General features: G+C 70.7%; 14 protein-coding genes. 3 read left to right on the forward strand and 11 right to left on the reverse strand.

The genetic code is table 11. The features are described from left to right. Positions 1–29: 29 nt before the first annotated feature. The 4 genes from ispG to AB0I06_RS08985 form a co-directional block, all read right to left on the reverse strand. Positions 30–1187: a flavodoxin-dependent (E)-4-hydroxy-3-methylbut-2-enyl-diphosphate synthase gene (gene ispG, locus AB0I06_RS08970; protein ID WP_363118090.1), complete on the reverse strand. Its 1158-nt coding sequence runs from the start codon at positions 1185–1187 to the stop codon at positions 30–32. A 345-nt stretch (positions 1188–1532) separates the two neighbouring features. Continuing rightward, complete coding sequence (locus AB0I06_RS08975; RefSeq protein ID WP_363118328.1) at positions 1533–2825, reverse strand: site-2 protease family protein; 1293 nt, start codon at positions 2823–2825, stop codon at positions 1533–1535. Positions 2826–2833: 8 nt separating this feature from the next. Next, positions 2834–4090 carry a 1-deoxy-D-xylulose-5-phosphate reductoisomerase gene (dxr, locus tag AB0I06_RS08980; RefSeq protein ID WP_363118091.1) on the reverse strand — a complete coding sequence of 419 codons (1257 nt, stop codon included), beginning with the start codon at positions 4088–4090 and terminating at the stop codon, positions 2834–2836. 96 nt (positions 4091–4186) lie between these two features. After that, the gene (locus AB0I06_RS08985) at positions 4187–6127 is read right to left on the reverse strand and encodes an acyl-CoA dehydrogenase family protein (RefSeq protein WP_363118092.1); all 1941 of its coding nucleotides are present in this window, start codon (positions 6125–6127) and stop codon (positions 4187–4189) included. A gap of 348 nt (positions 6128–6475) precedes the next feature. Between AB0I06_RS08985 and AB0I06_RS08990 the strand changes: the two genes are divergently transcribed. From AB0I06_RS08990 to AB0I06_RS09000, 3 genes are all read left to right on the forward strand, one after another. Further along, entirely contained in the window at positions 6476–7489 is a 1014-nt protein-coding gene (locus tag AB0I06_RS08990; protein WP_363118093.1) for a LacI family DNA-binding transcriptional regulator, read from the forward strand. Between the two features lie 117 nt (positions 7490–7606). Next, positions 7607–9649 (forward strand): glycoside hydrolase family 31 protein, encoded by a 2043-nt coding sequence (locus tag AB0I06_RS08995; protein WP_363118094.1) that lies wholly within the window; start codon positions 7607–7609, stop codon positions 9647–9649. Positions 9650–9759: 110 nt separating this feature from the next. Next, positions 9760–10947, forward strand: coding sequence for a sulfotransferase (locus AB0I06_RS09000; protein WP_363118095.1), 1188 nt, complete (start codon positions 9760–9762; stop codon positions 10945–10947). 30 nt (positions 10948–10977) lie between these two features. Here the strand turns inward: AB0I06_RS09000 and AB0I06_RS09005 are convergent, their stop codons facing one another. The 7 genes from AB0I06_RS09005 to AB0I06_RS09035 all read right to left on the reverse strand — a co-directional run bounded on the left by AB0I06_RS09005 (position 10978) and on the right by AB0I06_RS09035 (position 21910). Then, entirely contained in the window at positions 10978–11691 is a 714-nt protein-coding gene (locus tag AB0I06_RS09005; RefSeq protein ID WP_363118096.1) for a hypothetical protein, read from the reverse strand. Positions 11692–11725: 34 nt separating this feature from the next. Continuing rightward, a complete protein-coding gene (locus AB0I06_RS09010; protein WP_363118097.1) occupies positions 11726–13915 on the reverse strand; it encodes a glycoside hydrolase N-terminal domain-containing protein in 2190 nt (729 codons plus the stop codon). After that, a complete protein-coding gene (locus AB0I06_RS09015; protein WP_363118098.1) occupies positions 13912–15891 on the reverse strand; it encodes a beta-galactosidase in 1980 nt (659 codons plus the stop codon). Before AB0I06_RS09015 ends, AB0I06_RS09010 begins: the two co-directional genes overlap by 4 nt. Then, complete coding sequence (locus AB0I06_RS09020) at positions 15891–18089, reverse strand: 1,4-beta-glucanase (protein ID WP_363118099.1); 2199 nt, start codon at positions 18087–18089, stop codon at positions 15891–15893. The genes AB0I06_RS09015 and AB0I06_RS09020 overlap by 1 nt, the downstream gene beginning before the upstream one ends. A gap of 127 nt (positions 18090–18216) precedes the next feature. Further along, the gene (locus AB0I06_RS09025) at positions 18217–19152 is read right to left on the reverse strand and encodes a carbohydrate ABC transporter permease (RefSeq protein ID WP_363118100.1); all 936 of its coding nucleotides are present in this window, start codon (positions 19150–19152) and stop codon (positions 18217–18219) included. After that, positions 19149–20192 (reverse strand): ABC transporter permease subunit, encoded by a 1044-nt coding sequence (locus AB0I06_RS09030; RefSeq protein ID WP_363118101.1) that lies wholly within the window; start codon positions 20190–20192, stop codon positions 19149–19151. The genes AB0I06_RS09025 and AB0I06_RS09030 overlap by 4 nt, the downstream gene beginning before the upstream one ends. 26 nt (positions 20193–20218) lie before the next feature. Then, positions 20219–21910, reverse strand: coding sequence for an extracellular solute-binding protein (locus AB0I06_RS09035; RefSeq protein ID WP_363118102.1), 1692 nt, complete (start codon positions 21908–21910; stop codon positions 20219–20221). Between the last annotated feature and the right edge of the window lie 294 nt (positions 21911–22204).

The raw sequence follows: 22204 nt of genomic DNA on the forward strand, positions 1-22204 counted from the left end.
GGGGCGCGGTCACCCTCGTCGTCAAGTGATCAGCCCGCGACCGCCACCGACGGTTCGCCCGAGGCCACGCCGTCCTTCTCCATCTGCTCGGCCAGCTTCATGGCCTCCTCGATGAGGGTCTCCACGATCTTGGACTCGGGGACGGTCTTGATGACCTCACCCTTGACGAAGATCTGGCCCTTGCCGTTGCCCGAGGCGACGCCGAGGTCGGCCTCGCGGGCCTCGCCGGGTCCGTTCACCACGCAGCCCATGACGGCGACGCGGAGCGGGACGTCCATGCCGGTGAGGCCGGCGGTGACCTCTTCGGCCAGCTTGTAGACGTCGACCTGGGCGCGGCCGCAGGAGGGGCAGGAGACGATCTCCAGGCCGCGCTCCTTGAGGTTGAGGGACTCCAGGATCTGGAGGCCGACCTTGACCTCCTCGGCGGGCGGCGCGCTCAGCGACACCCGGATCGTGTCGCCGATGCCCTGAGAAAGGAGGGCGCCGAAGGCCACGGCGGACTTGATGGTTCCCTGGAAGGCCGGGCCCGCCTCGGTGACGCCGAGGTGCAGCGGGTAGTCGCACTGGGCGGCGAGCTGCTTGTAGGCCTCGATCATGATGACCGGGTCGTTGTGCTTGACGGAGATCTTGATGTCGCGGAAGTCGTGCTCCTCGAAGAGGGACGCCTCCCACAGGGCCGACTCGACCAGGGCCTCGGGGGTGGCCTTGCCGTACTTCTGCAGCAGGCGCCGGTCGAGGGAGCCGGCGTTGACGCCGATGCGGATCGGGGTGCCGTGGTCGCGGGCCGCCTTGGCGATCTCCTTGACCTTGTCGTCGAACTGCTTGATGTTGCCCGGGTTGACGCGGACCGCCGCGCAGCCCGCCTCGATGGCCGCGAAGACGTACTTCGGCTGGAAGTGGATGTCGGCGATCACCGGGATCTGCGACTTGCGGGCGATGGTCGCCAGCGCGTCGGCGTCGTCCTGGGTCGGGCAGGCCACGCGCACGATCTGGCAGCCGGAGGCGGTCAGTTCGGCGATCTGCTGGAGCGTGGCGCCGATGTCCGAGGTGCGTGTCGTGGTCATCGACTGCACCGAGACGGGGGCGTCTCCGCCGACGGCCACGGACCCGACCTGGATCTGCCGGCTCTTGCGGCGCTCGGCGAGCTTGGTCGGAACGGACGGCATGCCGAGAGAAATCGCAGTCATCTGCTGTGCAACCCCAAGTCGTGGATCAAGGTCCGGTCCCGTGAGCAGCGGGCTCCGAGCTTCGAGATTACGGCACATGCCTCGGCGCGGGCACATCCCACCCACCGTGCCACCCGATGGGAGGCGGCCCGGGGAAAATCCTGCCGGGCCGCCCTGAACACCGTATGGCTAGGCCGTGTCCGCAAAGTCCCTCCTGCCCCGCGACGCCTGGCACGCACTCTCGCCGCACCGGGCGCAGCCCCAAGTACGTCCAGTACGAGGGACTCCACCCGGCACGCCGAGAGCACGCACCAGACGCCGCGGGGCCCGCCCTCCGGGCGGACGGAGGGACTTTGCGGACACGACCTAGGAGATTTTCACCGGGTTGACCACGTCCGCGATCAGAACCAGGATCGTGAAGCAGATGAAGATCCCGGCGACGACGTAGGCGACCGGCATGAGCTTCGCCACGTCGAAGGGGCCCGGGTCCGGCCGGCGCAGCACCTTCGCCGTGTTGCGGCGCAGCGACTCCCACAGCGCGCCCGCGATGTGGCCGCCGTCGAGCGGCAGCAGCGGGAGCATGTTGAACAGGAACAGGGAGAGGTTGAAGCCGGCGACCAGCATCAGGGCCATGGCCAGCTGCTGGGTGGGCGGGATGTCGAGGGTGAAGATCTCACCGCCGACCCGGGCCGCGCCCACCACGCCCATCGGGGAGTCGGCCTCGCGCGGGGCGCCGTCGAAGGCCGCGTTCCACAGGGCCGGGATCTTGCCGGGGAGCGCGGCGAGGGAGTCGACGGCCTCGCCGATCCGGTCTCCCATCCAGGTGACGGACTCGCCGAAGTCCTGCTTGACCACGCCCGTGGCGGCGCTGAAGCCGAGGAAGCCGGCGGAGACGTACTGACCCTCGACGATCTGGCCGCCGGAGTCCTTCTTGGCGACCTGGTTGGTGGCGATCTTCGCGTGCAGGGTGACGTCCTGGCCCTTGCGGTCGACGACGATCGGCACCTCCTTGCCGGGGGCGGCGCGGATGAGGTCGGAGAGTTCGTTCCAGTCGTCGGTCTTCACGCCGTCGAAGGAGACGATCTTGTCGCCGGCCTTGAGTCCGGCGGCGGCGGCCGGGGCGGCCGGGTCGCCCTTCTGGCACTTGTCGCGGTTCTCGTTCTGCGCGATGACGCACTGGGAGACCGAGCTGACCGTGGTGGTCTGCTGGGTGATGCCGAAGCCCATCAGGACGGTGAGGAACAGCGCCACCGCCAGGACCAGGTTCATGAAGGGGCCCGCGAACATCACGATCACGCGCTTCCAGGGGGCGCGCGTGTAGAACATGCGGTGCTCGTCGCCCGGCTTGAGCTCCTCGTAGGCGGCGGTGCGGGCGTCCTCGATCATGCCGCGCCACGGGGAGGTGGAGCGGGCCTCCATGCGGCCGTCGGGGCCGGGCGGGAACATGCCGATCATGCGGATGTAGCCGCCGAACGGGATGGCCTTGATGCCGTACTCCGTCTCGCCCTTGTTGCGCGAGAAGAGCGTGGGGCCGAAGCCGACCATGTACTGCGGCACGCGGATGCCGAAGAGCTTGGCGGTGGACAGGTGTCCCAGCTCGTGCCACGCGATCGAGAACAGCAGGCCGACCGCGAAGAGGACTATGCCGAGGATGAACATCAGGGTCGTCATGCACGGGCCTCCGCCGTCTGTGCCGCCAGTTCCCGGGCCCGGGCCCGCGCCCAGGTCTCCGCTTCGAGGACGTCCGACACGGTGAGCGAGGTTCCCGTGCCCGGCGTGCCGTGCTCCTCGACGACCCGGGTGACGGTGTCCATGATCCCGCTGAAGGGCAGTGCGCCGCGGCGGAACGCCTCCACGCACTCCTCGTTGGCCGCATTGAACACCGCCGGGGCGGTGCCCGCGAGCTCGCCGACGTGCCGGGCGAGGTTCACCGAGGGGAAGGCCTCGTTGTCGAGCGGGAAGAACTCCCAGGTCGAGGCCTTGCTCCAGTCGAAGGCGGGGGCCGCGTAGGGGACGCGCTCGGGCCAGCCGAGGCCGATGGCGATGGGCCCGCGCATGTCGGGCGGGGTCGCCTGGGCCAGTGTCGATCCATCCGTGAACTCAACCATCGAGTGGACATACGACTGGGGATGCACGACCACCTCAATGCGGTCGAAGGGAATGTCGTAGAGGAGGTGCGCCTCGATGACCTCCAGACCCTTGTTGACGAGGGTCGCGGAGTTGATCGTGATGACCGGGCCCATCGCCCAGGTGGGGTGGGCGAGGGCGTCCTCGACGGTGACGTGCGCCAGCTCGGCCTTGGTACGGCCGCGGAAGGGGCCGCCGGAGGCGGTGACGACGAGTTTGCGGACGTCGGCCCGGGTGCCGGCGGCCAGGGCCTGGAAGAGGGCGGCGTGCTCGGAGTCGACCGGGATGATCTGCCCGGGCTTGGCGAGGGCCTTGACCAGCGGGCCGCCCACGATGAGCGACTCCTTGTTGGCGAGCGCGAGGGTGCGGCCCGCCTCCAGGGCGGCCAGGGTCGGGGCGAGTCCGATGGAGCCCGTGATGCCGTTCAGGACGGTGTGGCAGTCGGAGGCGGCCAGCCGGGTGGCCGCGTCGGGGCCGGCGAGGAGCTCGGGGAGCGGCTCGCCGGGGCCGTACTGCGCGGTGAGCGCCTCGCGCAGGGCCGGTACGACGTCCTCGCGGGCCACGGCGACCGTCCGCACCCGCAGCCGGTGCGCCTGCTCGGCGAGGAGGGCGACCCGGCCGCCGTTGGCCGAGAGGCCGGTGACGCGGAACCGGTCGGGGTTGCGCAGCACGAGGTCGATGGCCTGGGTGCCGATGGACCCGGTGGAGCCGAGGATCACCACGTCCTTGGGACCGTCTCCCGCTACGGGGTCGTGGACGAGGTGCGGGTCGGCGAGGGGGGCTGGACTGTCGCTCATTGCTCCATTGTTGCCGTAAGGCGGGTGTGTGAGGACAGCGCATCCCCTTCCCAGGGGCGCGCGCCACACCTGCGCACGCCCCCAGGAGGGCCGGGCCTAACGGATCGGCCGGTGGACGTTCTCCTTCCGGCTCTCTCCCGGTGTCGCGTCCGCGATCCAGGGGCCGTCGCCCGACGGGTCGACGATGCCCTGCTCCAGCCACTCGTACGTGCCGGACAGGACGCCCTTGACGACCTTGCGGTCCAGGTCGTCGGTGTTGGTCCACAGGCGGGTGAAGAGCTCCTCGATCCGGATGCGGGCCTGACGGCAGAAGACGTCGGCGAGCTGGTAGGCCTCGCGGCCGTTCTCGCCCCGGCCGCGCAGCAGCTCGGCGCGGACGCAGGAGGCGCTCATGGCGAACAGCTCGGCGCCGATGTCGACGATCCGGCCGAGGAAGCCCTGCTTGGACTCCATGCGGCCCTGCCAGCGGGACATGGCGTAGAAGGTGGAGCGGGCGAGTTTGCGGGCGGTGCGCTCGACGTAGCGCAGATGGACGGAGAGGTCCACCTCGTGTTTGAACTCGCCGTAGGAGGCGGGGAGCTGGCCGGGCCCGGCGACCAGCTTCGGGAGCCACTTGGCGTAGAACACGCCCGCGTTCGCGCCTGCCCTGGCCTTGTCACCGAGGGACTTCTCCGGGTCGATCAGGTCGCCGGCGACGGAGAGGTGGGCGTCGACGGCCTCGCGCGCGATCAGCAGGTGCATGATCTCGGTGGAGCCCTCGAAGATGCGGTTGATGCGCAGGTCGCGCAGCAGCTGCTCGGCCGGGACGCCGCGTTCGCCGCGGGCCCGGAGGGAGTCGGCCGTCTCGAAGCCGCGGCCGCCGCGGATCTGGACGAGCTCGTCGGCCATCGTCCAGGCCATCTCGGAGGCGTACAGCTTGGCGAGGGCGCCTTCGATGCGGATGTCGTTGCGGTCCTCGTCGGCCATCTGCGAGGCCAGGTCCGTCACGGCCTCCAGGGCGAAGGTGGTGGCCGCGATGAAGGAGATCTTGGAGCCGACCGCCTCGTGGTGCGCGACGGGCTTGCCCCACTGCTCGCGGGCCGCCGACCACTCCCGGGCGATCTTCAGGCACCACTTGCCGGCCGCGACGCAGGAGGCGGGCAGGGAGAGCCGCCCGGTGTTGAGGGTGGTCAGGGCGATCTTCAGGCCCTGGCCCTCCTCGCCGACGCGGTTGGCGGCGGGGACGCGGACCTGGTGGAAGCGGGTGACGCCGTTCTCGATGCCGCGCAGGCCCATGAAGGCGTTGCGGTTCTCGACGGTGACGCCCGGTGCGTTCGTCTCCACGACGAAGGCGGTGATGCCGCCCCGGTGGCCCTCGGACTTCGGGACCCGGGCCATGACCACCAGCAGGTCGGCGACCACGCCGTTGGTGGTCCACAGCTTCACGCCGTCGAGGACGTACTCGTCGCCGTCGGGCACGGCCGTCGTGGCCAGGCGGGCCGGGTCGGAGCCGACGTCGGGCTCGGTGAGCAGGAAGGCGCTGATGTCCGTGCGGGCGCAGCGCGGCAGGAAGCGCTCGCGCTGCTCCTGGGTGCCGAACAGTTTCAGGGGCTGGGGCACGCCGATCGACTGGTGCGCGGAGAGCAGCACGCCGATCGCGGGACTGGCGGAGCCGACCAGGGCGAGCGCCTTGTTGTAGTACACCTGGCCCAGGCCGAGTCCGCCGTACTTGGTGTCGATCTTCATGCCGAAGGCGCCGAGCTCCTTCAGCCCGTCGATCACCTCGTCGGGGATCCTGGCCTCGCGCTCGATCAGGGCCCCGTCGACCTTCGTCTCGACGAAGTCGCGGAGCTTGGCGAGGAACTCCTCACCGCGCTGGGCCGCCTCGTCGTCCGGGAGGGGGTGGGGGTGGATGAGGTCGAGCCGGAAGCGGCCGAGGAACAGCTCCTTGGCGAAGCTGGGCTTGCGCCAGTGCTGTTCCCGGGCGGCCTCCGCCACCTCGCGGGCCTCCCGCTCGGTGACGGCGGGACGGGAAGAGGGAGTGGTGGAAGCGGACATGAGGGGCACCTCGCCGCAACTAGGGAGTTTGAGGACCGTTTCGTTACCGACCAGTGCTACTGGATCGTTGGTACCCGAATCCGGACGCTCCCACCAGTCCTCGCGCGTCCGTTCAGCCGAAGGAGGCGGAGCGTCCCCGGCACTTGTCGCGCGCCTGATGACGGTGTTGCATCGAGGTGCCGCCCCGGCGGCGGCTCCGGTCTTGAGAGCGCTCCGCGAAATCGCCATCGAAGCGCTTCGACAACCTATGGACACCTACTCCTGCTGGAGCTACTGTCGAACCACCCTCCCCCACCTGTATCAGCAACGCGCACTGTCGAAGCGCTTCACACAAGCTTGGAGAGCTGGATGGTCACCCTCGCCGAGGTCGCCCAGCACGCCGGAGTCTCGGCGAGCACGGTGAGCTATGTCCTCAGCGGCAAGCGGTCCATCTCCGCGAACACCCGGGAGCGGGTCGAGCAGAGCATCCGCGAACTCGGGTACCACCCGAACGCCGGGGCGCGCGCCCTGGCGAGCAGCAAGTCGAACATCATCGCGCTGATGGTCCCGCTGCGCACGGACATGTACGTGCCCGTGATGATGGAGATCGCCATCGCGGTGGCGACCTCCGCCCGCGCCCACGGGTACGACGTGCTGCTGCTCACCGGCGAGGAGGGCCCCGACGCGGTGCGCCGCGTGGCGGGCAGCGGGCTCGCCGACGGAATGATTCTGATGGACGTCGAACTGGACGACGAGCGACTGCCGTTGCTGCGCGCCACCGACCAGCCGTCCGTGCTGATCGGACTGCCCGCCGACACCTCCGGCCTGACCTGCGTCGATCTTGACTTCAGGGCGACCGGCGCGCTGTGCGTGGAGCACCTCGCCAAACAGGGGCACCAGGACATCGCTGTCATCGGGGAGGCCCCGGCCGTCTACGAGCGGCACACCGGCTTCGCCGAACGCACGCTCGACGGGCTCAGGTCCCGGTCGCGGGAGCTCGGGGTGCGGCTGCTGCACCGGCCGTGCGAGGGCGGCTACGACGCGATGGCCGTGACGCTCGCCCGGATCCTCGACGAGCGCCCGGACACCTCGGGCCTCATCGTGCAGAACGAGTCGGCGGTGGAGCCGCTGCTCGCGCTGCTGCGGCAGCAGGGCCGGGCCGTGCCCGAGGACGTGTCCGTGGTCGCGATCTGCCCCGACCAGGTCGCGACGCAGGCCTCCGTGCGGCTCACGTCGGTCGCCATCCCCGCGCAGGAGATGGGCCGGCACGCCGTGGACCACCTGGTCGCCAAACTCCAGGGGCGTGGCAGCGACGAGGTCGTGCTGATCGCGCCCGAGCTGACGGTCCGGGGGAGCACGGGGCCGGCGCCGAGCCGGTCGTAGACCCGCCCTCCGCCCCCGCCGTCGCGAACACCGCCCCCTCCCGGGGCACCGCCATGCCTGCACACCTCTGTCTGCACACCTCTGTCTGCACTCCTCCAGGTCACAGGAGCACGCCACGTGAATCAGCCTGCCGAAAACCAGCCCCAGGTGAGCCTGGCGCAGTCCTCCCCCACCGTCGGCACCTTCCGCGAGCGGGACGGCGCCCTGGAGTGGAGCGGCCGCCAGGAGACCGTCCGGATCGAGCCGTGGGGTCCGGACGCGGTCCGGGTGCGTGCCCGGCTCGGCGGCCCGGTCCTCGACGGCCTGCCGGGGGCCCTGCTCGACGAGGCCCCCGCGACGGCGGCCACGGTGAAGACCGAGGACGGCCGGGGCCTGCTGACCGTCGGGGCGCTCACCGTCGAGGTGAACGCCGAGGGCCTGATCCGCTTCCTGCGCACCGAGGACGGCGGCGAGATCCTCGCCGAGGACCGCGCGCACTTCTGGTGGCCCGGCTCCCGCCTCTACACGGCCGTCGGCAACGGCCACCACCGCCTGGAGCAGCGCTTCGCCGCCTACGACGACGAGAAGCTCTACGGCCTCGGCCAGCACCAGCACGGGCGCCTGGACCAGAAGGGACTGGTGCTGGACCTGGTCCAGCGCAACGCCGAGGTCGGCATCCCGGTGCTGACCTCCAGCCGCGGCTACACCCTGCTGTGGAACAACCCGGCGATCGGCCGCGTGGAGCTGGCGCACAACGGCACCCGGTGGGTCGCCGACTCGGCACGGCAGATCGACTACTGGATCACGGCCGGCGACCCGGCCGGTGCCCAGCGCCGCTACAGCGCGGTGACCGGCCGCAGCCCGATGCTGCCGGAGTGGGCGGCGGGCTTCTGGCAGTGCAAGCTGCGCTACCGCACCCAGGACGAACTGCTGGCGGTGGCCCGGGAGTACAAGCGGCGGGGTTTGCCCATCTCGGCGATCGTCTGCGACTTCTTCCACTGGACGCACCTCGGCGACTGGAAGTTCGACCCCGCCGAGTGGCCGGACCCGGCGGCGATGGTGCGCGAGCTGGAGGAACTCGGCATCAAGCTGGTGGTGAGCGTGTGGCCGTCGGTGTCGCCGCTGAGCGAGAACCACCCGGTCCTGGAGCAGCGCGGCTGGTTCATCGGCACCCAGTACGGCCCGATGGCGCACGCCGACTGGCCCGACAAGGAGGTCGCCTCCACGGTCCAGGTGGCCTTCTACGACGCCACCAACCCTGAGGCCCGGGAGTTCGTGTGGTCGAAGGTGAAGGAGAACTACCTCGACCCGTACGGCATCACGGCGTTCTGGCTGGACGCCTGCGAGCCGGAGCTGAAGCCCGGCTTCCAGGAGAACCTGCGCTACTGGGCGGGCCCGGGCCTGGAGGTCGGCAACATCTACCCGGCGGAGAACGCCCGTACGTTCTACGAGGGCCTTGCCGCCACCGGCGAGGAGGAGATCGTCAGCCTCAACCGCTCGGCGTGGGCGGGCAGTCAGCGCTACGGCGCCGCCCTGTGGTCGGGTGACATCGGCACGGATTTCCCGACCCTGCGCCGGCAGATCGCGGCCGGGCTCAACACGGCTCTGTCGGGAATCCCGTGGTGGAACACCGACATCGGCGGCTTCCACGGCGGCGACCCGGACGACCCGGCGTACCGGGAGGTGATGGTCCGCTGGTTCCAGTTCGGCGCGCTGTCCCCGCTGATGCGCCTGCACGGCTTCCGCGACCCGGGCATGCCGCTGGGCCCGGAGATGACCGGCGGCCCGAACGAGGTGTGGTCGTACGGCGAGGAGGCCGGGGCGATCCTGGAGCGGTACCTGCGGCTGCGCGAGCGGCTCAAGCCGTATGTGCTGGACGTCATGCGGGCGGCCCACGAGGAGGGCCTGCCGGTGATGCGGCCGCTCTTCCTGGAGTTCCCGCGCGACCCGGCGGCCTGGTCGGTCGACGACTCCTACCTGTTCGGACCGGATCTGCTGGTGGCCCCGGTGCTGACGGCCGGTGCCACGGCACGGACGGCGTACCTGCCGGCCGGGGCCGAGTGGACGGACGCGTGGACGGGTGAGACCTACGAGGGCGGCCGGGCCGTGACGGTCGACGCCCCACTGGACCGGATCCCGCTGTTCCTGCGGGACGGGGCGCGGCTGCCTGTAGCGGAGTAGCCGCGTCGAAGGGGGTGGCCGGACCGATGGAGGTCTTCCGGCCATCCCCTCGCGCCCGTTCGGCCAACTTCCCTCCAGCGCCGCACAGTTGCAGGAGGTAGGTTTCCCGCGTGCCCTCGACTCCGCTCGCCCTCACCCTCGCCGGCCTGGCGCTGCGGCCCTCCTTCGGCTCCCGCCGGGACCCCGGCCGGATCTTCGACCGCATCGTGGTGGAAGCCGGGGAGGCTCCGGGCGACCGGGAGTTCGTCGACGACTTCCGGGCGCTGCTGGGCTGGTGGGCGAAGGCCGAGCATCTCACCCCGGTCGGCTGGCAGGCCGCTCAGGGGCACGTCCGGCGCCACCTCGCCAACCGGGCGCGGGTGCTGCGGCTGATCGCCGAGCACCCGGAGATCGAGGAGGAGCCGATCGAGAGGCCGGTGTTCGTGGTGGGGCTGCCTCGCACCGCGACCACCGTCACGCACTCGGTGCTGTCGGTCTCCGACGGGCACCGCTCCCCCCTGCTGTGGGAACTGCTCGCGCCCGACCTGGAGTTGCCGCCCCGGCACCGGCGCAGGGCGATCGCGGCCGGGCGCCGGATGGTGCGGGGCACGGACCTGTTCGCACCGCGCTTCCGCGACATCCACGCGATGGCCGCCGAGGGCCCCGAGGAGTGCACGTTCGCGCTGCCGCACGCGCTGATGCCGTTCTCCCAGGCCCGCATCCCCGAGTACGAGCGGTGGCACCGGGCGCGGGACTTCACCGCCGACTACCGGTACCTCAAGCAGGTCTACCAGGTGCTCCAGTACGGCCGTCCGCGGCGGCGCTGGATGCTGAAGTCCCCGATGCACCTGGAGAACCTGGACGCGTTGCTGAAGGTCTTCCCCGACGCCACGATCGTGTGGTGCCATCGCGATCCGGTCACCGTGGTGGCGTCCTTCTGCTCCCTGATCGAGCACGGCATGGCCGTCAGCACCCGGCCCGTCGACCCGCACGGCATCGGCACCACCTGGCTGGGCCTGCTGAGCCGTGCCACGACACGCGGGCTCGCGGCCCGGGCGGCGATCCCCGCGGGGCAGCTGGTGGACGCTCCGTACTCCTGGCTCGGCTCCGAGCCCGCGACCGGCGCCCCAAAGCTCTACGCCGCCGTCAGGGACCGGTGGACCAAGGCGGACGCGGCCCGTCTCCCGGCGGCCGTCGCCCGGCCCAGGGGCACCCGCAAGCACACCTACGACCTGTCCCGCTACGGTCTGACCCGCGACGAGGTCGAGTCGGCCTTCGCGGACTACAACGCGCTGCGGGCCGGGGTCGACCGCGCCTGACGGCACGGCCGGCCCCGGCCCCGCGACGGATCAGCTGCTGCTGACCGTCAGGTTGTTGGTGGTGAAGTTCAGCCCGCCGGACGACGAGGTGACCTCGTAGCCGAACTGCACGTCACCGATCGTCTCGTTGCCCATCCACCTCTTGGTGTCCTTGATCCACTTCAGGATCGGCAGGATGTTCACGGTGCCGGAGCTGGAGTTGGAGGTGCGGATGAACGAGAACACCTCGTTGGCGCCGTTGGTGCCCTTGAAGACGTTCCAGGAGTGGCCGCCGAGGCTGACGCTGCCCTGCGAGGTGCCTATGGGGCCGACGGGTCCGGTCTTGTTGACCCAGAGCATGATCTCGTAGTCGTGGTCGGTGTCCCAGATGTCGTACGAGGTGTTGTACGCGCCGGACGACGGGACGCTGACGTTGTAGCTACTGGAGAGCGAGCCCAGCGAGGTGATCGACTTGTTGATCGCCTTCGTCTGGTTCGGGTAGGACTTGATGCCGCCGGTGTTGGGGTGGTTGGCCCAGACGCCCCAGTTGGTACCGGAGTTGGCCCAGATGCACTGGCTGCCGGCGCCGCCGCCCCAGATGTTGTTGTAGAGCGTGTAGCCGTTCAGGCTGGTCCGGGCCCACTGGTCGCAGGAGTTCCAGACGGCGGCGGAGGCGGGGGCGGAGGCGAGGCCGACGGTGGCGCCGAGCGCCAGGGCGGGAGCCAGCAGAGCCTTGGTGGCCCTGCTCAGGGTGCGTGATGCCATGGTGTCCCTTCCATGGGTGGGGGGATGGGGGGAGCTACCACGTCCTCAGGGTGACGACGTGGTCTTCTCCGGCGACCAGGTGGAGGGATCGCGCGCCGGAGGAAGTCCGCAGTTCGACGCGGTGGGTACGGCCGGGCCGGATGACGGCGGTGGCGCCGTCCCGCGTCCAGGTGAGGTCGAGTGCGGCCCCGAAGCGGGTGCGCACCCCGCGCAGGGCGCCCTCGGGGCAGGCGGCCGGCAGCGCGGGCAGCAGGACCAGCCGGTCGGGGGTCGACTGGACGAGCATCTCGATCAGCACGGCGGGCAGGGTGTGCGCGGCGTCGGCGTTGTAGACGTCGCGGTGCGGGTAGTGCGCGCTCATCAGGGAGTCGTGGAAGAAGTCGCCCTCCAGGACCTGGCCGAGGGCGTGGGCGACGCGCTCCGCGTCCCGGAGCCGGGCCGCGACGAGGGCGTGGTGCAGATGGCCGTGCGCGGAGTCGTTCTCGGCGCCGCGCAGTTCGAGGGCGCGGTGGGCCGCGGCGGCGAGTTCCGGAGTGTCGTAGGGGGTGATCTCCTCGAGCGGCCAGACGCCGTAGAGGTGGCTGAGGTGACGGTGGTCGTAGGAGTCCCTCAGGCCGGGCCAGGCCCATTCGGCCAGGGCCCCGTCCTCGTTGGTCCGGTGCGGCGGGAGCCGGTCGGCCAGGGCGTTCCAGCGGTCGGCGTCGGGGCCCGGGTGGTAGGCGGCGGCCGTGCGCAGGGCGTGGCGGGCCGCGGAGAGGTCCATGGCGGCGTTGATCGTGCCCCATCCGGCATTGGCGGGCCGGTTCTCGGGTGAGTAGGAGGGGACGACCACGAGGTGGCCGTTGTCGTCCGTCCTGGTGAGGAAGTCCTCGTAGAAGAGCGCGACTTCGGCGAGGGCCGCGGCCGTGCGCGGGTCCCGGGTGCCGTGGGTCTCGTCGTGGTCGACCAGCGGCTTGAGCAGCCAGTCGGCACCGGCGGTCCACAGGTGCAGCGGGTACTCGCGGCTGAAGTGGTAGGAGTGCCCGGACTCCCCGTCGGTGTGCGCGGGGGCGACGACCCCCCGGGTGCCGAAGACCGCGCGGGCGTTGTCGCGCCAGTCGGGGAGCTGGCGGTGGACGAGGTTCGCGTGGGCGTCGGTGACCTCGGGGAGGGCGGCGGCAGCGGCCGAGGCGGTCTGGAGGTTGAGGTTGGCGTCGTTGGTGAAGGCGCCCGACCAGGCGGTGTTCCAGTCGCCGGTCCACAGGCCGGTCAGGCGGGGCGGGAGGAGGCCGCTCGCGGAGAGCAGGTGGTAGCGCCCGGCGGCGAAGAGACGCTCCAGCAGGGCCGCGCTGCGGGGCCGCTTCAGCAGCTCCGAGCCGGGCAGGGCCCGTTCGGCGGGGTCGGCGGCGAGGTCGAGGGTGACGCGTTCGTAGGCGGTGCGGTGCAGGGCGGTGTGACGGTCGAGGAGCTCGTCGTACGCACCGGGCAGGTCGCGCAGGGCACGGCCCTCGGCGACCACGTCGAGTTCGCCGGTGTGCCGGTGCACCCGCGTCAGGATGAGCACGGACCAGGCGCCCTCGATGCGCACGCCCGGCGGCACCAGGGTGGTCGTGCCGCCGGTGACGGTGATGTGGCTGACGCCGGTGCAGGCCTGGTCGCTGTCCGGGTAGCGGACGCGCAGGCTCAGCAGGGCGCCTTCGGGGGTGAGGACGGCTCCGTGGCCGATGCCCAGTCCCGTCGGGGCGCCGGGCAGCCGGGGGTCGAGGTCGATGTCGAGGGTGAGTCCGGGCCCGGTGACCTGCTGGACGATCACGTCGTCGGCGCGGGAGACGAACACGCGGCTGGTCCGGCCGGCGCAGCCGGCCCGCACGACGCCGGTGGGGTAGTCGACGTCCCTGCGGTAGTCGCGCGAGTCGCCCGGCGGCCCGCCCAGTCGCACCTGGAAGGCCGGGTGGAAGGGCTGCACCCAGTGCAGGGGGCGGCCGTCCGTGAAGTCCTCGGCGGCGGTCGTGTCGCCCGCCAGGAGGCGGTCCTGGAGGGCGGGCAGCTCGTCGGCGAGCTGCGGGGGGCGGGAGTCCCTGCCGTTGGGCCGCAGCAGGGTGTGGTGCGTGACGACGACCCGCTCGGCGTGCGGACCGCCGTGGACCAGGGCGCCGTGCCGGCCGTTGCCGCTGAGGAAGCCGTCCTCCCAGCGGTCGGCCGGGTGCGGTTCCCAGGTGCCGTGGACGGGGGTGGAGGCGGTCATGGCCGGAGCACCGCCACCTCGTAGCGGCCGAGCGTGACCCGGTCGGTGACGTCCGTCCCGGTCAGCAGGTCGTGGTGGGTGCCGGGCACCTCGACGGTCACCGGCTCCAGGCCGTGGTTGAGCACGAACAGCAGCTCCCCCCGGCGTACCGCCTCCACCTGGTCCGGCAGACCGTCGAGCACCGGCCTGACCCCCGCGCCCCCGGCGACCGACGCCAGCAGGTCGCGCAGCGCCCCGGGCTCGGGGAGGGTGGAGACGTACCAGGCGCGGCCCTTGCGCAGCACCGCGGGCATGCCGTCCAGTTCCCCGCCCTTGTAGCAGGCCGTGTGGTCGGGATCGGCGGGCTCGATCTCCTCGGACCACAGGGTTCCCTCGAAGCCCTCGCACGCGACGGTCTCCCCCTCGTCCAGCGGCCACCACTCGTGCAGGGTGCGGATGCCGAACAGCTCGCGCAGCCGGGCGTCCATGCCGCCGGGACGGACCCGGTCGTCCTCGTCCGCGACACCGGTCAGGAAGCCGCAGACCAGGGTGCCGCCGCCGCGGGCGTACGCCAGGAGGTTGTCGACGGCCGCGTCGGTGAGCGCGTACAGCTGGGGCACGACGACCATCGCGTACGGCGTCAGGTCGTGCTCGGGGTGGGCGAAGTCGGTGGTGAGGTGCGCCTGCCACAGGGCCCGGTGCCAGGCGCGCAGCACGTCCGGGTACTCCACCCGGCTGGACAGACGGCCGTCGTGGGCGCCGGCCCACCAGGAGTGCCAGTCGTGCAGGACGGCGACGTCGGCGGTGAGGTGCCGGCCGCTCACCTCGGGGGCGATCCGCTCCAGGTCGGCGCCGAGCCGCTTGACCTCCTGGTACGTGCGGCCCTCCTCCCCGGCGTGGCTGACCATGCCGGAGTGGAACTTCTCCGCGCCCTGCCGGGACTGCCGCCACTGGAAGTAGCAGACGGCGTCGGCGCCCCGGGCCACGGCCTGGAGGGACCAGAGCCGGTTGAGGCCGCGCGGCTTGGGGTGGTTCACACCGCGCCAGTTGACCGGCCCGGCGGCCTGTTCCATCAGCATCCAGGGACCGCGTGCCTGGGAGCGGGTCATGTCCTGGACCAGGGCGCCGTTCTGGGCACCGAGCGGGTCGCGCGGGTCGGGGTAGAGGTCGACGGAGACGACGTCCTCCTCCTGCGCCCAGCGCCACGCGTCCTGCCCGAACCACAGCGGCATGAAGTTGCTGGTGACCGGGATGTGCGGGGTGTGCCGCCGGACGATGTCCCGCTCGGCGGTGCAGCACTCCAGGAGCATGTCGGAGGTGAAGCGCCGGAAGTCCAGGACCTGGGTGGGGTTGCGCATGTAGTGCGGCAGGCGGGGCGGCAGGACGCCGTCCCAGCAGTCGTAGCCCTGGCTCCAGAAGGCGGTGCCCCAGGCCTCGTTGAGGGCGTCGAGCGTGCCGTACTTCTCGCGCAGCCAGCGGCGGAAGGCGGCGGCCGCCTCGTCGCCGTGGTCGACGGTGCAGTACTCGTTGTTGATGTGCCACATGGTGAGGGCCGGGTGGCCGCCGTAGCGGGCGGCCAGGTCCTCGGTGATGGCGGCGGCGTAGCGCCGGTAGGTGGCGCTGGAGTGCGAGAAGTGCTGCCGTCCGCCCCACCACTCGGTGCGGCCGTCCTCGGTCACGGGCAGGGTGTCGGGGTGCAGCCGGCCCATCCAGGGCGGGGGCGAGGAGGTCGGGGTGGCGAGGACGACGCCGATGCCGTTGTCGTGCATCAGGTCCATCAGCGTGTCCAGCCAGCCGAATTCCCGCGCCCCGGGTTCCGGTTCGAGGGTCGACCAGGAGAAGACGCCGAGGGTGACCGAGTTGACGCCGGCGGCCTTCATCAGCCGGACGTCCTCGTGCCAGGTCTCCTCCGGCCACTGCTCCGGGTTGTAGTCGCCGCCGAAGAGGAGCCGGCCCCGGGTGGCGTCGCTCAGGGCGGGCGGCGTCCCCGCGGGCATCAGACGGGCTCCCCGTACTGCACGCCGCGCCCGTTGGTGGCGATGTAGACGCGGCCGTACACGCGCGGGTCACCGGTGATGGTGGCGCCGGTCCAGCCCCACTGGTGACGGTCGTCGTTGATCCGGGTCCAGGTCTTGGCCTCGTCGTCGGAGCGGTACATGGCGGTGATGGTATGCGTGGAGCCGACCATGTAGAGCGCCGGGTAGGAGGCGCCCCGGGCGGCCTTGCCGAAGCCGAGGGCGTACGAGGCCCGGCAACCGGCGACCTCGGTGAAGGTCGCACCGCCGTCGGTCGAGCGGTACAGCCCGTTCCCCTTCAGGCTCAGCCACAGGTCGCCGGAGCGGCCGGGCGCCGCCACCAGCTGGAACTCGGTGTCGCCCGAGCTCAGGCCGGTGGCCCGCGCGGTGAAGGTCAGGCCACCGTCGGTGCTGGCGTGCAGAGTGCCGGTCGTGGTGTCGAAGGCGTAGAAGCGGTCCGGGTCGGCGGGGTCCGCGACCGGGGCGGCGCCCTTCGGGAAGGAGGCGACCTCGGACCACGTGGCGCCGTTGTCCGCCGAGCGGTAGCCCGGGTTGGCCGTGCCGAAGGACCACAGCAGCACGCGGCCGTCGGCGTTGGTGGCGATCGGCCCCGGCGCGGACCTGGCGACGTCCGGCTGGGTCTTGAAGGGCGTCCAGGTCTTGCCGCCGTCGTTCGAGAAGGCGCCGTTGCCGTGGTCGCCCCAGCCCGCCCGGACCACGTACGACGGCTTGGCCGCGGCCAGCGACAGGCCGGTGGAGGTGCCGAACACCGGGTTCGACGCCATACCGCGCGACGGCGACGCCGTGAGCCGCTCGTGGTACATCACACCGATGTCCCCGGATCCGCTGAGCAGGTGCGCCTCACCGGTCGGGGGCGAGACCAGCTGGCGTATGGACGCCTCCTCCACGCCGCGGATCTGCGGGGCCCAGCGCTTGAGGTCGCGGGTGCCGTAGAGGGTGGCGCCGGTGCCGTGGACGATGTGCCGGGAGTCGTACGGGTCGAGTCCGACGGCCTGGATCCACCAGCCGAACTTCGCCTTGTCCCCGCCCCACTTGAGGTACGGCGTCTCGGAGACGTCCAGGACGGCCTCGTCCTTCAGGGACGTCCAGGTGCGGCCGCCGTTCGTGGAACGGAAGAGGGTGTCGATGTCGGCCCAGCGGTTGTTCGTGGAGACGACCACCGTGCCGGGGCGGCGGGCGTCGACGGCGACACCGCCGTAGCCGAAGGAGTCGGCGGAGCCGTCGGCCGTCGTGCCGCCCGGCTTCACCGGGGTGACCTCACTCCACTTCCCGCTGCCGGTGCGCAGCTTGTGCACGCTGCCGTCGGACTGCCCGTTGGGACCGGGGGCGTTGGCGTACGTCACGTACAGCTCGCGCGTGTGGCGGTCGTACGCGGCGCGGATCGGCACCTTGGCGGCGGTGCCGGCGGGCTGCCCCGGGACGGCCTTCCAGGTGGTGCCGTCGGTGGTTCTGTAGAGGTTCGCGGAGGTGCCGTCGGAGTCGCCCCAGCCGGCATAGACGCTGCGGCCCGCGGCGACCAGGAAGGTGATGCCCTGGCCGGTGGCACTGGGCGTGGCCGGGAAGCTCACGGCCTTCCAGGTGGCGCCCCGGTCGGTCGACTTGAGCAGCCCGTCGTGCCGGGTTCCCAGCCAGAGCGTGTCGCTGTCCCGCGGATCGACGAGCAGCCGCTCCCCCGCACCCCGCCCGTCTTCGTTGGCCCCGAGCTTGACGGTGAGGTCGGTGCGCTTCCAGTTGGCGCCGCGGTCCTCGGAGCGCAGCACGGCCCCGTTGCCGGCCCAGGGCTGGGTGTACGCGCCGAGGGCGAGGTACACGCGGTTCGGATGCGCCGGGTCGACGGCCATCGCCTCTACGCCGAGCAGGTTCCAGTCGTCCCAGCCGAGGTGGTCGGTCAGCGGAATCCAGCGTTCGGCACGGTCGTCCCAGCGGTAGGCGCCGCCGATGTCGGTCCGCAGGTAGGCGAGCCCGCGCACGGAGGGGTGGAACAGCACGCCGGTGATGAACCCGGTGCCGCCCTGGACCACGTTGCGCCAGCGGTATCCGCCCTTCCCGGCGGCGGCCGCGGCGTGGGCCCGGTCCTGGGTGAGCGGCAGGGAGACGGCCGCGGCGGCGGCAGCGGTCCCGGCGAGAACGGCACGTCTGCTGAGACTGGACGCATGCATGACACACACCTCGTCGTTCTGGAAGGAGGGGGGAAGCGCCCCGAACGGGGCGCGGGGAACCGAGCGAGCAGCCACAAGCCGCCCGCAGTCGCCGAACAACCGGAACACCCCACCGGGTGGGCGTCGATCAGCCCTTGACGGCCCCGGTGAGCATGCCCTTCTTGAAGTGCTTCTGGACGAAGGGGGACAGCACGGCGACGGGCAGCAGCGCCATCACCATCACGGCCATCTGCACCGCCAGCCCCGACAGCTGCCCCGTCTTGATGGCCTGCCCCAGCCCCACCGGCGCCTCCTGCTTCTGCACCAGCTGGATCATGACGTTCTGCAGCGGCATCATGTCCTGGTCGTTCAGGTACAGCGACGCGTTGAACCAGGCGCTCCAGTAGCCGACGGCGTAGAAGAGCGTGATGACCGCGATCACGGCCCGGGACAGCGGCACGACGATCTGCCACAGGATCCTGAAGTCACCGGCGCCGTCGATGCGTGCGCTGTCGACGAGTTCCTGGGATATCCCCATGAAGAACCCGCGCAGCACGAGGATGTTGAACACGCTCACCGCACTGGGCAGGATGAGTGCCAGATAGGTGTCCGTCAGGCCGAGGGTCTGCACCAGCAGGTACGTCGGGATGAGGCCGGCGCTGAAGAACATCGTCGCCAGCAGCGTCATCAGGATCCAGCGGTGCCCCAGTGACCCCGTCCGGGACAGCCCGTACGCGCACAGGACGGACACGGTCATCGAGAACAGCGTGCCGATCAGGGTGACGAGAAGGCTGATGATCGTGGCCCGGGTGACCTGGCCGCCGCTCAGCAGTTCCTTGTACGCGATGAAGGTGATCCCCTTGGGCACCATCACCAGCCCGCCGGCCTCGTCGATGGTCTTCCGCGACGACAGGCTCGTCACGACGACGATCCACAGCGGGAAGAGGATCGCGAGACAGGCCAGGGACAGTGCGAGGCCCTTGCCCGCGAGGCCGGCCCTGGACGGCTGCTCCTCCCAGGCAGGCCGGGGCGGGGCCTGCCACCGGCTCGGCTTGCTCACGGGTTTGTCGACGACGGCGGTCACTTCTTGTACACCCCCTGCTCGCCCATGAGATGGGCCACCTTGTTCGCGACGAGGACCAGTCCGAGGCTCACGACACCCTTGATCAGACCGGCCGCGGCCGCGTAGCTGAAGTCCTGGTTGCGCACGCCGTTCCACCACACGAAGGTGTCGAGCACCTCCCCTGCCCCGGGCCCGACGGCGTCGCGCTGGAGCAGGATCTGTTCGAAACCGACGGTGAGGGCGTCACCGACGCGCAGCACCAGCAGCAGAGCGATCACCGGGCGCAGCGCGGGGAGGGTCACGTGCCACATCCGGCGCCAGCGGCTCGCGCCGTCCATGGCGGCGGCCTCGTAGAGATCGGGACTGACCGAGGCGAGCGCGGCGAGGAAGACGATGATGCCCCAGCCGACGTCCTTCCAGATGCTCTCCGCGGTGATCAGCAGCGGGAAGGTACCCGGGTTGGTCATGATGTCGAGACCGTCGTACCCGTTCTGCCGCAGCAGCTGGGAGAGGATTCCGGCGCCGCCGAAGAGCTGCTGGAAGACGGCGATGACCAGCACCCAGGAGAAGAAGTGCGGCAGGTAGAGCACGGCCTGCGCGACCGCCCGCACCCGGGGCCTGATCACGCTGTTGATGAGCAGCGCGAGCAGGATCGGGATCGGGAAGAACAGCACGATCTGGAGGAAGAACAGCACCAGGGTGTTCTCGACGGCGTTCCAGAAGGCCGAGTCCTCGAAGATCCGCTGGAAGTTCTCCAGGCCCACGAAGGGACTGTTCAGCATGGAGATGACGCCGTTGTCACTGATGTACGGGTCGTACTCCTGGAACGCGACGACGTTGCCGAGGATCGGTATGTAGTTGAACACCAGCACCAGCAGTACGGCCGGCAGCGTCATCAGGAGCAGCACCCGGTCGCGTCTGAGACGGACCTTGAGGCTCAGCTTCCCCGATGGACGCGTCCCCGGGGATCCGCCGGGACCGTCCTGCGCCGGCGGGGTCTCGTCCGGCGTGGTCTTCCTCTTGGCCTCGGCCCTGCTCCGAGGCACCGTGCTGTGGGACACGGCCTTCTCCTCGCCTCGAACCCGGATCAGTTGGCCGCGCTGCCGTTCTCGTCGAGAATCTTCTGGTACCAGTCGCGCAGCTTGTCGCCGCCCTTGCTCTTCCAGTCGGCGACAGCCTGCTGCATGTCGCTGATCTTCTTGCGGCCGCGGACGATGTCGTCCTCGAGCTGCTCGAAGTCGTTGGAGAGGTTGGTGTACCGAGCGGGCTCGGTGATCTGCATGCCCCAGAAGGAGGACTTCTTGGCGAAGGCGCCCATGCGCTGCTGCCACTCGACCTGGCCCTTGGCGACCTCGGGGAAGTCGGGGTGCGCGAGGGTCGCGGCCGGGCTCGCGACCATGACGTAGGCGTTCATCACCTCGATGTTGCCCTTGTCGGTTTTGAGGGGGACACCGTCCTTGACGGTGTAGTGGGTGCCTTCGACGCCGTAGTTGGTCATCATGTACTCCTTGGTGCCGTACGGCGCCGCGGTGACGTTGGCGACGGCCAGCACGTCGCGGATGACCGACTCGGAGGCCTTCTTGTTGACGAAGGCGAAGATGCCGGCGGGCTGTTCGGCCCACAGGGTGGGATCGCCGCCGTCGTGTCCCCAGACGTCCATGCCCCAGATCTTGAAGTCCGGGTTCTGGGTGGCCTGTTCGGCGGTGCGGCCCCACCACTGGGAGATGTTGTTGGGGTAGATCAGGAACTCGCCCGCCGCGAACTTGGGGCCCGGGTCGGGGGCGTTCTTGCCCAGCTTGGAGTCGGGGTGGACCACTCCGGCGGCGAAGAGCTTGCGGGACCACTCCAGCGCTTCGAGGAACTCGTCGGTCTCGATGCGGTTGACGAGCTTGCCGTCGACGAGGTTCCAGCCGAGCGGCTTCTCCGCGCCGGAGAGCACGCCGAAGGCCTGGAACGCGGTCCACTTCATGTCCAGGCAGGCCCACCGCTTGGCCCTGGCGTTGGTGATCTCCTTGGCCAGGTCCATGAACTCGTCGCAGGACTTGGGGACTTCGTAACCCTCCTTCTCGAAGATGTCCTGCCGGTACAGGGGCACCATGGAGGGAGCGGACGGCGCCGGCATCGGCAGGCCGCGCAGCTTGCCGCCGAAGATGGAGCGCCGCCAGGCGTCCGTCGGGATCGCCGCGAGGTTCGGGTACTCCTTGACCTTGTCACCGGAGAGGTAGGGGCCGAGGTCGGCGAACTTGCTGATGATGGCGCTGGGTATCTTCCCGCCCATGTTCCAGCCGGGAACCACCACGACGTCCGGGACGTCGCTGGAGGCGAGAACCGCGCCGAGCTTCTGGTCGTAGGTGTTGCCGTCCTGGTTCTGCCAGGCGACGTCGACGCCGATCAGGTCGTTCATCGCCTTGTAGTAGGCGTTGCCCTGCTTCGGCGGCGAGCCCCAGAACGGCGCCATGATGGTGACCTTGCCGCCCTTGCCGAGCTTCTTCGACACCGAGGTCTTGAGGCCGGCGAGGTCGAGCTTGCCGGTGAAGCCGAGCGCAGAACCGTTCTTGGACGGGATGTCCGGCGTCACCACGTTGCTGGCCACGTACGCCGGCAGGATCTTCTTGGCGTCCTTGCCCGACGTGGTGCCGTCCTTCGACCCGCCGTCGGACCCGCCGCAGGCGGCCAGCAACGGCATCCCCCCGGCCACGGCTGCGGTGGCGACCGCCGTGGAGGCGAGGAAACTTCTCCGGCTCGGTCCGGAGGAGGCGGAGGCGGCATTCGGCGTCATTGCGTCAACCCTTCATGGCGCACCAGGACACCCGGCGGAGGCCGTCGGCTGCGGTGTCTCGAGTGGAACTGGCTGAGCTGAAGCGACCTTTCGACCGACCAGGCGTTTTCGTAGTCGAAGCGCTTCGATGTTGCTGTGAGGTTAAGTGAACACCCCAGGGCGCACAAGGGTCGTTCCCAAACTTCCTGCGCCCTCCGGGACAGGGACCTTTCCTTGTGCCCCGCTTGAACTGACGGCACTGATCCCTTGACACCCGACCCGTCGGCGACCCAGCATCGAAGCGCTTCGAAAGCG

Source organism: Streptomyces sp. NPDC050674, assembly GCF_040654575.1.
GTDB lineage: Bacteria > Actinomycetota > Actinomycetes > Streptomycetales > Streptomycetaceae > Streptomyces.